Source organism: Qipengyuania sp. YIM B01966, from assembly GCF_016461955.1.
Taxonomy (GTDB): domain Bacteria; phylum Pseudomonadota; class Alphaproteobacteria; order Sphingomonadales; family Sphingomonadaceae; genus QFOP01.
Genome location: NZ_JADMNM010000006.1, coordinates 134617 through 145619, shown reverse-complemented (window position 1 = coordinate 145619; position 11003 = coordinate 134617). Strand labels below are relative to the sequence as shown.

Sequence of the window (11003 nt, the reverse complement as noted above, 5' to 3'; positions counted from 1 at the left end):
AGATACTGGCTCCAATTTGTCCACGCCGCCTAACACGTATCACCGCCCGCAATGGCCATTTTCTGGGCCAAATGCCGCCACAAGCTCAATGTGAGAACACCGTAAAAGACGATTTGCGCTATGCCGGCCGCTTCCAGGTCGTACACTGGGATCAGCATGAATATCGCGATTATGAATGCAGGCAATGCCATGAGGTAGGCTGGCACCAGATGTTGTGGGCCGACATAGACCTGAACGAACATCGAGAACGTCGCGCTGATGATTTGGACACCGGCGGCGATGCATAGCAAGGTGGTTACGTCCGCAGCTTCGGTAAAGGATGAACCAAACACCAGCGCCAGTGCCCATGGTCCTAGCAATGCGGCGGCGAATCCGATGATGAGGGTGAAGATCGCCGAACCCGTCACTGCGCGGCGCAGGACCATGCGCGCCCGTACGGTCGTCGGCTCACCTGCCAGTGTCGCAATTTCCGGAAATAGGACCGAATTGTAGACTTGGGCCCCCTTGCGGAACACCCCCGCAAATTGTTTCGCAACGTTGTACAAACCTGCCGCCTCGACTGACAGGAATCCCCCGACCAGACTTGTATCGCCATACGCGCGCAAACTATCTAGCGCGCTGACCACGCTGGTCGTCCAGCAATATGCGACAAATTCGCTCCGCTGCGTCTTGGTCAGTGCTGCTCGCCGCCATCGGATAGCCAGCCCGTTTTGCCGCATGAGACGCAGGGCAAAGACGAGTTGCAAAATGGCCGGAAGCGCCACCTGGCATCCGACAAGCCAGCCATAGATTGCAAACGGCGCGTCGTGCCACCACAGGACGACCGCAAGCAAGGTTCCGATTGCTGCGGCGACGATTTGCAGCGCGCCAAGCTTGGCAAACCGGTCGAAGACCCTGAAAATGGCCTCGCTGGTGCGGTAGCCCTGAAAAAGCAGCGAGCCCGCGACGATCCACCCGGCTGTCATCGTCGGCGCGCTGAGGCCGCGCGTGTAGTCGAGAAAGACAAGCGTAGCCGCGCCGATGGCCGCGGCCACAATCGCGCCTGCAATGTCGGCGATCAGGCCGAGCGCCACCAATTCTTCGAACTCGCGCCGTTGACCGCGTTGCAACGCCGAAACGCCAAGCTTTATTACCGGTTGCTGGACCGACACCGTCACCAGCCCTGCGATCAGCAACGCCGCGCTTTGCAGCAAAGCGATCTGACCGAACTCGGCAAGGGACAGCGCACGGGCGTTGATGGCGGAGGTAGCCATCGCGAGCATAGCGGCGGTCCCGTTACCGCCGACGAGAAATATACCGTTGCGCAGAATCCGGGTGCGGAATTCCCCGGTACGGGTCCACGGGCCGGTCATCGCGGGGGCAAATGCGCGGGCCGGGGCGGTCGCCGTCGTGATGGCAGGTATGCCACTCGTCAGCGTTCGACGACCGACCGGAAATAGTCGATGGTCCGGGCCAACCCATCTTCCAGACGGACCTTCGGCTCCCACTGCAATTTTTCCCGCGCCAGCGATATGTCCGGCTTGCGTTGGAGAGGGTCATCCTGGGGCAGGGGCAAATTGCGAAGTTCGGACCGTGAACCGGTCTGTTCGATGACCATTTCCGCGAGCTCGCGAATGGTGAATTCGCGCGGTGTGCCAAGGTTCACCGGCCCGGGAAAGCCCGGTTCGCTGGCCATCAACGCGAGGAACCCGTCGATCAGATCATCGACATAACAGAAACTTCGCGTTTGCTGACCATCGCCGTAGATGGTGATCGGTTCCCCTTTGAGGGCTTGAATGATGAAGTTGGAAACAACCCTGCCATCGCCAGGATGCATCCGCGGCCCGTAAGTATTGAAAATCCGCGCCACCTTGATGTCGAGACCGTGTTGCCGGTGATAATCGAAGAACAGCGTTTCAGCACACCGCTTGCCCTCGTCATAACAACTCCGGATGCCGATCGGATTGACGTTGCCCCAGTAGCTTTCGGTCTGCGGATGAACCGCCGGATCGCCGTAAACTTCGCTGGTCGAGGCCTGAAAGATCCGGCAACCCAGGCGCTTCGCCAGCCCGAGCATGTTGATCGCGCCGTGAACACTGGTCTTGGTCGTCTGCACCGGATCGTGCTGATAATGCACAGGCGATGCCGGACAGGCCAGATTCCAGATCTCGTCGACCTCGACAAACAGCGGGAAGCACACATCGTGCCGCATGAATTCGAAGCGCGGTTCGCCCGCAAGATGGTCGAGATTGCGCTTGTCGCCCGTGAATAGATTGTCGGCGCACAGCACCTCGTCGCCGCGCTCGAGCAAACGGTCGATCAAATGCGAACCGAGAAATCCCGCGCCGCCGGTTACGAGGACGCGTTTACGGTCGTAATTGCTGCGACGTTGACCCAATGCTTTAACCCTCATTATGCGCCATGAACATGCCAGATCGCATTTTTCGCGCCCCGTTATACGGACGATAGAGCGCGCGCAAGGTACGACACCGTTGCGTTCAATCAACCGCACGCCTAATCCGCGCTGAAAGATCGGCCCGACAGGTCGTTGCAATAGAAGAGATTTCGAATGTCGATACGGAACGCCATTGCCCGCCGGGTCACGGCGCTGGGAAACAAGCTATCAAGCGAATATAAAGGCATACGTTCGGACATCCCCGAGATTTCTGACGGTGATATGGCTCTGCTCGAGAGCATTCGCGGACTCTCGATGACTGCGCCAATCGCACAGTGGGAGTTCATCCGTGCGCTTCGATACATCGATGCGCTCAACATCGAGGGCGCGGTCGTCGAATGCGGCGTGTGGCGAGGGGGAAATCTTGCTCTCGCTGGGCTCATTCGCCGCGAGACCAATAACGATAGGCAGATATTCGCCTATGACACTTTCGCCGGTATGACGGCCCCTACGCCGCACGATCACAAGGCTGTGAATGAGGTCGACACTCAAGCAAAATTCGATGCGCTCGAGCGCGATGGACATAATGACTGGTGCTATGCCTCGCTTGACGACGTTCGAAATAATTTCGCCCAAGTCGTTGGCGCAGAAGCGCAACTCCGGACGATTGTCGGGCCGGTGCAGGATACTCTAATCGACGAGACAAATTTGCCTGAGAAGATCGCTATTCTCCGGCTTGATACGGATTTTTACGATAGCACCAAGGCCGAAATGGAAATACTTTATCCGCGCCTCGTCAGCGGCGGCATCCTGATTGTCGATGATTACGGCGAATGGGCTGGAGCACGCAAGGCGGTTGATGAATATTTTGCAGATCAGCACGTATGGTTGCTCCGAGTGACACATACCGTGCGCATGATGTTCAAGCGTTGACATGATGCGGGTCGGGCTACCGCCGCAGTCGATGAAAATGGCCGCATCTCAGGTCGCGGTCCCGCGTTTTTTCCAATTCGCAGTTTTGGCATTCGTTCTTGCCACTGGGGCGATGCCGACAATTCTTCAGGGCATCGTGAATGGCTTTACCGGTGCACCGGGCGCCTACGCAGCAGCAATCGCATCGGGCTTGGCATTTGACCTGTTGCGCGTCGCTCCACTGATCGTCCTCGCGCGGCATCCACTCGGGGTTCTCCATCCGATCGTGCTGGCCATCGTGCTATGGCCGGTTCTGACTGTGCTCCCACAGACAATCGATCAGTTGGGGGGTTACGCCGGCCTTCTTAGTGGTGATCAACTGCGTCCCCCGGTTTTCCGTGCCCTGGCTTGGCGTGGCGATACTCAGGCTTGGCTGGATGTTGCGCGCTATAACCTTTTTCAGATTCTCGCGCTTTTGGCGACGTTTGCCGGGTATGCCTTGTCAACCGCCCACAGTGGCAAGCCAATACCATTTTTGTCCGATGTCGATACGCGACGCGTGCGTAGCGTGCTTATCGGCATTGCCCTGATGAATTTTTTTGCCGTCGCCATATTTATCCAGTTTCGTGGGGGACTCGCTCAACACATCACGGCACTGGCTTTCGGTCGCTTCCGCGCGCTGGAAGGTCTTGGCCCAATCATTGCCTTGTTCGATTTGGGCTATATTGCGCTGCTGATATGGGTTTGCGTGCGTCCGCAAGATGCGCGCCAGCCCGTGTTTCTGTCTCTCTTGGTGCTGGTTGCCGCGCAGCAGTTTCTTACCGCCGGATCACGTTCGGCAGCAATTACCGTGATTGTCATTACCGGGCTCGGTTGGGCGCTGGCCCAGCGGCGGATCCCGTGGCGTATTGCATTGCTCGCGCTGCCCGCGATCCTGCTTTCCTTTGGGGTGCTCAACGTCATCCGCGCTTCGGGACTGAGTGGCAACGGCGCTGTCAGCGCGGTGCAGGACCGCACTGTCAGCGATGTCATCGCGGTAGCTCGCGACGAATTCGAAATCCGGCAGGCAGTCGCCGGGTCAATTCCCGTCACTGCAGACGCGATGGCGACGACCGGTATGATGCTTGGCCGCACCTATCAGGGCGCGATATTCGCTTTGGTCCCGCGTGCGCTGTGGCCCGATAAGCCTCGCGGCCCGGGCTCGATGTATGCGCAGACCTTCCTGGGCGAAAGTCGCGAAGGGACGGCGGTTCCCATCAGTCCTGTCGCCGAAGCGTACTGGAATTTCCACATTCCGGGTATCATTGTCCTGTTCGCGCTATATGGGTTGTTGCTGCGGCGGGCTCAGGAATTTTATTTGGCGAACTTGCATAACGGTTTTGCGATTGCGGTTTTCGCGCTGTTTGTGACTCAATTCGGCATGGCGACCGATAGGCTGGTAGCTTTCCAGCAAACTCTTATAGCCCTCGCTATCATCTGGGTGATGCTTATGGTATTCGGTCCCCGCGCCCGCCGAATCGGCCGAGCGCCCGCCCTTCAAGCTTGAAAGTAACATGCCAGACAATCAGCCCATTGCCGGCCATAAGCCGCGCGTCTTGCATCTTCTGAAATGGCTGCCCCGTGGCGGCATCGAAACTTGGCTCACGCACGTTTTCGCGCATTCGGCCGATGCCCCGGTCCAGCACGAGGTGCTGCTGATGCAGGACGAGATTGGGCCGTATGAGGACAAGGTTCGGGCCGCCGGCATCATCATTCACACGCTGCCCGTGCGCTCATGGGGTCGTTGGTTGGTTGCGCTCTATCGCTTTTTGCGCCGTGCTGGCCCGTTCGCAGCGTTTCATGCCCACGTATATTCGGTAGTCTCGGCGCCCGCGCTGGCGGTTGCGGCCGCCGCGGGCGTACCCGTGCGCATCATCCACAATCATGGCGCACGCACACTCGGGGCGGATTATCAGAAGCTCGGCCATCGCCTGCGCGAGATCGCCGGTAGCACCATCGCCGCTGCAGTCGCTACCCGCCGCGTTGCGATCAGCGAGGTCGCCATGCGGCAGCTCGCCGGACCGAGATGGCGTGACTCGAAGAATTGCACCATCCTGCTCTACGGCTTTGACTACAGTGCATTTTCGGGTGCTGCCGACAGAGCCCGCGCCCTGCGGCATCGGCTGAACATTCCGGATGCCAACAAGATCATTGGCCATGTCGGTCGATTCGATTCGCAGAAAAACCACGTTTTCCTGATTGAAACCTTTGCCCGGCTCGCGATCGACCACCCGCACACGACCCTGGTCCTGATCGGCCGCGGCCCGTTGCAGGATGATGTCGAACGTCAGGTCGCGGCGAACGGCTTGACCGACCGCGTTATTTTTGCAGGCGGCACAGACGACATCCCCGCTTTCATGCATCTTTTCGATCTGTTCCTCTTCCCTTCCCATAGCGAAGGCCTGGGGATCGTCGTGTTAGAAGCGCAAGCGGCCGGGTGTCCGGTTCTGATGCCTGATAACATGCCGAGCGAGGTGGTTGTCATTCGCGAAGGCGTGACCCAGTTGCCTTTGGCTGCCGGGGCGGCGCAGTGGGCCACGACGGCTGCAACCATCCTTGACGAGCCTCCACCCGACCATCGCGAATGGTTGCGGCGCGTTGAAGCGAGCACCTTTGGCATGCAGCGCTGTGTTGATGATCTCAATACGATCTACCAGCAGGAACTCGCGGCACATTCGTGAGCAGCAGGTCGGCCTTGCCTGTCATCGTGTTCGTCGCCCTCCAAACTGGGAAAGGCGCGAATGGCGGTATTGCCAGCCTCGGCGAGATCATGCGGGGGCTGCAAGATCTCCGCCCTGTTTTGCTGACCAATCTTGAGACCAAGTTTACGCGGGGTTGCCGTGCGTCCGGGATCGAGGTGCACATCGTGCCAGAAGCCGCGCACCGGGGATGGAGGCACGCGCCATTTGCAGCAGCGGTTTCATATGTGAGATATACGCTGGCGATATTGAAAATTACTCGCCGGACGTGCGCCCGGGTGATTCACGCAAACGATCCGCTCGCGTTTCAGATGATAGTGGGTGCGGCACGTTTGCTTCCGAACTTGCGCTTGGTGCTGAACATTCGCGATACGTTGGATCCTTATCGTGCCCCACCCCAACGGCGATATCGCGCGCTTTTCAAAGCGGCTGACCATGTGTTGATGCTGTCACACGACATGGTGGATCGGTGGAATGAGATTGTGCCGGGTCTGAGAGCGAAGGCGAGCGCGACATATTCCGTCGTCGACCAAGAAGCATTTGCGCCGCAGCCACTGTCGGAGGACCTCCCCCGCGTTGTGCTCGTTTCGGGGGTCGTGTCCGAGAAGAAAGGGCAACTCGAATATCTCACCAAAGTGGCGCCGCACCTTGCGCAAACGGATATCGAGACCTGGTTCGTCGGGGATTTTGATCCCGAACATGACAGCTATGCGCGCGCCTGCGCGGAAGCAGCCCGGCCGCTGGGTACAAAAGTGCGTTTTCTCGGCTATCAGGCAGATATGCCGGCCTTGCTGGCACGGGCGCATGTTCTGGCTGTGCCTTCCCGGTATGAAGGGTTGATGCGCTCGATGATCGAGGCAATGTCAGCCGGCCGACCGGTAGTCAGCACGGACGTCGCCTCCGCCAACGAGATGCTCTCAAAGCCCGGCGCGCAAGCCGGCATGGTGGTTCCGATCGACGAGATAGAGCAGATGGCCCCTCATCTTATCAGACTGACGGAAGACGAGGATTACAATCGCCAGCTTGGTGCAGCGGGTGCGACGCTCGCCCGAACGTATTTCGATCGCGCGGTCGTCGTCGAGCGATACGCCGCAACCTACCGTGCATTGATTGGCGGCAAATCTAACGCAAAAGCACTACAAGGAACAGCTGGTGCGCATTGAAGAGGCTCGTGAAATTACCAGCTGGATACGGTCTTTGAACCTTCCGGCTGGCACCGTATGCTTAAATGTCGGCTCTTCGACCGGGCATTTCCGCACCCAGGTTCAACCGCATATCGAGAAGTTCCTTTTCGCTCCGCTGCGCGCCGATGGGCTGCATGTGGTGCATTGCGATCTCAAAGCCGCTGAAGGGGTCGATGAGGTCGGCGATCTGCTCGACCCGGAGTTTCGCAAGCATTTGAAACGCCATGATGCCCGCATCCTGATCTGCTCGAACTTGCTTGAGCACCTGACAGAGCCGCAAACCTTCGCCGATTCCTGCGCCGATCTCGTGTCTCCCGGAGGTCATGCGATCGTCACCGTCCCGAGGTCATATCCTTATCATCCCGATCCGATCGACACGATGTTTCGGCCAGCACCGGAAGATCTTGCAAGGATGTTTGCCGATTGGGCGGTCGAACGGCAGCAAGTGCTGGTCAGCGGCAATTACGCAGACGACCTGCGGGCAAGTGGACGGGGCGCTGAAATTCTCGCCAAGCAGGTCCTGCGTACTTTGCTGCCTGTGTACCGGCCGAGCCAATGGCGCCATATCGCTCATCGCCTGTTGTGGCTCTGGAGACCTTACACGCTTAGCATGGTTCTTCTGCAGAAGCCAGCAAGCTAAATCGGGTCGTAAGCGCCCCACGCCTGCAGCATCAGCACTCTCCAGAGGGCCGACGCGTTATTGGCCATTCCGGAAAGGTGCTGCGACCAGGCCTGACGAATTGCGGCTTCACCCAAGATACCGTCCGCACGCAACGTCGCAGGATGGAGCAGGTCTTCCGCCCAATCGCGCCGCGGGCCACGCAACCAGTCGGCCAATGGAATGCTGAAACCCGCTTTTGGGCGGTCGATGAGCGCCTGCGGGACATATCGCGTGAGCACGCCCCGAAGCGCCACCTTTGAATGGCCCGACTGTATTTTGTGATGGAGCGGCATTCGCCACGCGAGTTCAAATACGCGGTGGTCTAGCATCGGCACGCGGGTCTCCAGGGATGCCGACATCGCCGCACGGTCCACCTTCACTAGAATATCGTCGACGAGGTACATGCGCGCGTCGAGCGCCATCAGTTCTTCGACGTTGCTCGCCCCCCCTCCAAGCAGCGGCGGGAGGTCTGCTTTGGACGGCGCAACGAGAAGCGGCAGTCGGAACCAGCGGTCAGAAATGGCCAGTCCAGCGTCGCGCGGATCGGTATGAGCCCATACCCGGCCAAGGCGCGCTATTTTGGCCGATCGGATGGGCGAAGCCTTCGCCATCGCCGTCGCGGCCGCGGTCAAAAAATGGGCTGCGGCCGCTCGGCCTCTCGCTCCGAGAATCTGAGAACGGTAGGTGATCGCATGCGAGGTGTACCCGCCAAACAGCTCGTCGCCAGCATCTCCGGACAGGGCGACAGTGACGTATTCGCGTGCGAGACGCGAAACGAGAATTGTCGGAATCTGACTGCTATCCGCGAACGGCTCGTCGTAGATCGAAGGCAAGGCCGGAATGAGCGCTAACGCGTCGTCGGCCGAAACGGTGAGTTCGTGATGCTGCGTTCCGAGATGCTGGGCAACCGCTCGCGCATAGGGGGCCTCGTTGAATTCATCTTCGCCGAACCCGATGGAAAAGGTGCGAACCTGATCCTTAGAGCGAGCCTGCATGAGTGAAACGATCGTCGAGCTGTCGATCCCGCCCGACAGCAAGGCACCAATGGGCACGTCGCTGATCATCTGCGCGGAGACGGCATCGAGCAACAAGTCTTCCAAGGCGTCGATTGACTGCTCAAGGCTTCCGCCAAGCGGGTTCGCGCGGGCGTTGCGCATGGTTTCCGACGCCGACCAATACTCGCCCTCACGTACGGGGCCGCCGGCATCAGCTACGAGCCATGACCCAGGCGCCAATCGCCGCACATCTGCGAGAATGGATTGATCCCCCGCCACATATCCCCGCTGCAACAGAGATGAGACCGCGGATATCGCCAGCTGATCGGTAAAATCTCCTCCTTTACGAAGGCTGCCCAACTGCGAGGCAAAAGCAAATCCCCGTGTTGGTCCGGTTCCGTACCAACCATAATAGAGCGGCTTTTCCCCAAACCGGTCGCGCGCGAGCCATAATTGGCGATTTTCTGCATCCCAGGCAGCAAATGCGAACATGCCGACCAGGCGAGGCAACGCCCGCTCCACGCCTAAATGCTCGATAAGCGCGAGCAGGGTTTCGGTGTCGGAGTGACCGCGCCATCCGCCGGCTGGCGCGAGGAGCGCCCGGCGAAGGTCGAGATGATTGTAGATTTCGCCGTTGTAAACGATTGTCCAGCGGCCCGATTGCGAAGCCATAGGTTGTGCACCGGCTGGCGACAAATCGAGAATAGCCAGCCTGCGGTGGCCCAGCGCGACCCCCGCCATTTCGTCGATCCACATATCTTGGCCATCGGGGCCTCTGTGGTGGAGAAGTCCGCCCATTGCCGCGAGGCGACTTTCAGCGCCTTCCCTACGAGCGGCTTCGGGGCCAAAAAAACCGTAAATACCGCACATGATCAGCACCTTTTACGGACGGCCGCGGCGGCCTGCGCGAACTTTCCGAACAAGGCACTGCGCCGTCTTTCGAGGAAACCGCCTTCGTAATTTCCGGCTGTTGTCCGGTCCTCTCGTGACGCGTCAGCGATCATTTGCGGATCGTTTAGCAGCGCTTCCAGCAGATCAGCCAAAGCACCAACATCACCGGGGGCATGCACTCGATCTGCAGGGATGATCTCCGGAATTCCGCCCGCCGTGGAACCAACGCACGCGCAACCACGGCTCATCGCCTCGATCGTACTGCGGGGAAGACCCTCCTGATAGCTGGGCTGCAGGTGTACATCGATCGTATCCAGCCACTCGAGAACAGGCCGGCCGGCTGGGCGTGCGCCTTCGAACCGTACGAGATCGCCAATACCCAGCGCGTCCGCTTCATGTTGCCATGGTGCAATATCTCCAGGTCCGAGCACACGATACTGCACGTCAACGCGACGTTCGCGGCGTAATTTTGCTATCGCCGCAAGCGCCGTCTGAATTCCCTTTGAGCGCGTCCGCAAGGATGCAACTGTCCCGAAGACCGGTGCCCTTCCCGTGTCGAGCTCCTTCAATCGCAGTTCGCGTTGTTCAGCCACACTGCTAGACTGAGGTTCGAGCGCCACGTTGGAGGCGTCTGTAGTTACGGCTGTGGGGTTCGCTGGATATCGGCGCTGGAGCCACTTCCGCGTAACGTAGAGCACGAATGGCGCGGATTTAATGGCCTGCCGCATCCGCCACATTGCCACCGGCGCGTAGAGCCTCGACGCAAGCGAGCCTTGGTTCCCATAGCCGTCAAATGCACAGCCTACCGCTTCTATCAGCAAAGGCTTGCCTTGTTGCCGCGCGTGCCGGGCAGCTAACAGGCCCAAGTCGCTGGGCAAACGAGAGATAACCGCATCAGAGTTGTGTATAGCCTGCGCCAATAGGTAGTCAGCTTTTCCCGTGACCAACCCAAGTCGCTCGGCAAATGACATCGGCCCTACCAGGGTGAACTTTACCCCTTCGTGGTCGGAACGCGCCAACTGCTGATTTTTGATGCTGCCTTCGTCGCGTGCGAACACCTCAACCGTGTCGAAGTGCTGAAGATAGCGATGCCATATGGCGCTGGGGAATGAGCCCTGCGTGTAAAGCGATCCGCTAGGTCCTGTTAGAAAACGGTGATCATGCGCGAACAGCAATCTGAGGTTGCTCACGGTAGCCACTTCGTCTTGCAGCGCGCGGCCACCAAGGCGCGGTGTGGGTGCGGGCATA

At 59.3% G+C, this 11003-nt stretch carries 9 protein-coding genes; 5 read left to right on the top strand and 4 right to left on the bottom strand.

What is annotated here, in order from left to right; all coding sequences use genetic code 11:
- Nucleotides 1–29: 29 nt before the first annotated feature.
- Both ILT46_RS08975 and ILT46_RS08970 read right to left on the bottom strand, forming a co-directional pair.
- Entirely contained in the window at nucleotides 30–1352 is a 1323-nt protein-coding gene (locus ILT46_RS08975; RefSeq protein ID WP_199504294.1) for a lipopolysaccharide biosynthesis protein, read from the bottom strand.
- A 59-nt stretch (nucleotides 1353–1411) separates the two neighbouring features.
- Nucleotides 1412–2485 (bottom strand): UDP-glucuronic acid decarboxylase family protein, encoded by a 1074-nt coding sequence (locus ILT46_RS08970; protein ID WP_233397134.1) that lies wholly within the window; start codon nucleotides 2483–2485, stop codon nucleotides 1412–1414.
- Between the two features lie 63 nt (nucleotides 2486–2548).
- Between ILT46_RS08970 and ILT46_RS08965 the strand changes: the two genes are divergently transcribed.
- The 5 genes from ILT46_RS08965 to ILT46_RS08945 are packed head-to-tail and all read left to right on the top strand — an operon-like array spanning nucleotide 2549 to nucleotide 7848.
- Complete coding sequence (locus ILT46_RS08965; protein WP_199504293.1) at nucleotides 2549–3307, top strand: TylF/MycF/NovP-related O-methyltransferase; 759 nt, start codon at nucleotides 2549–2551, stop codon at nucleotides 3305–3307.
- A gap of 1 nt (nucleotide 3308) precedes the next feature.
- Entirely contained in the window at nucleotides 3309–4832 is a 1524-nt protein-coding gene (locus ILT46_RS08960) for an O-antigen polymerase (RefSeq protein WP_199504292.1), read from the top strand.
- A gap of 7 nt (nucleotides 4833–4839) precedes the next feature.
- The gene (locus tag ILT46_RS08955) at nucleotides 4840–6006 is read left to right on the top strand and encodes a glycosyltransferase (RefSeq protein WP_199504291.1); all 1167 of its coding nucleotides are present in this window, start codon (nucleotides 4840–4842) and stop codon (nucleotides 6004–6006) included.
- Between the two features lie 14 nt (nucleotides 6007–6020).
- Nucleotides 6021–7187 (top strand): glycosyltransferase family 4 protein, encoded by a 1167-nt coding sequence (locus tag ILT46_RS08950; RefSeq protein WP_199504290.1) that lies wholly within the window; start codon nucleotides 6021–6023, stop codon nucleotides 7185–7187.
- Entirely contained in the window at nucleotides 7177–7848 is a 672-nt protein-coding gene (locus ILT46_RS08945; RefSeq protein WP_199504289.1) for a class I SAM-dependent methyltransferase, read from the top strand. The genes ILT46_RS08950 and ILT46_RS08945 overlap by 11 nt, the downstream gene beginning before the upstream one ends.
- Here the strand turns inward: ILT46_RS08945 and asnB are convergent.
- Nucleotides 7845–9734: an asparagine synthase (glutamine-hydrolyzing) gene (gene asnB / locus ILT46_RS08940; protein ID WP_199504288.1), complete on the bottom strand. Its 1890-nt coding sequence runs from the start codon at nucleotides 9732–9734 to the stop codon at nucleotides 7845–7847. The genes ILT46_RS08945 and asnB overlap by 4 nt on opposite strands.
- A 2-nt stretch (nucleotides 9735–9736) precedes the next feature.
- Nucleotides 9737–11002 (bottom strand): glycosyltransferase family 4 protein, encoded by a 1266-nt coding sequence (locus ILT46_RS08935; protein WP_199504287.1) that lies wholly within the window; start codon nucleotides 11000–11002, stop codon nucleotides 9737–9739.
- Nucleotide 11003 lies beyond the last annotated feature (1 nt).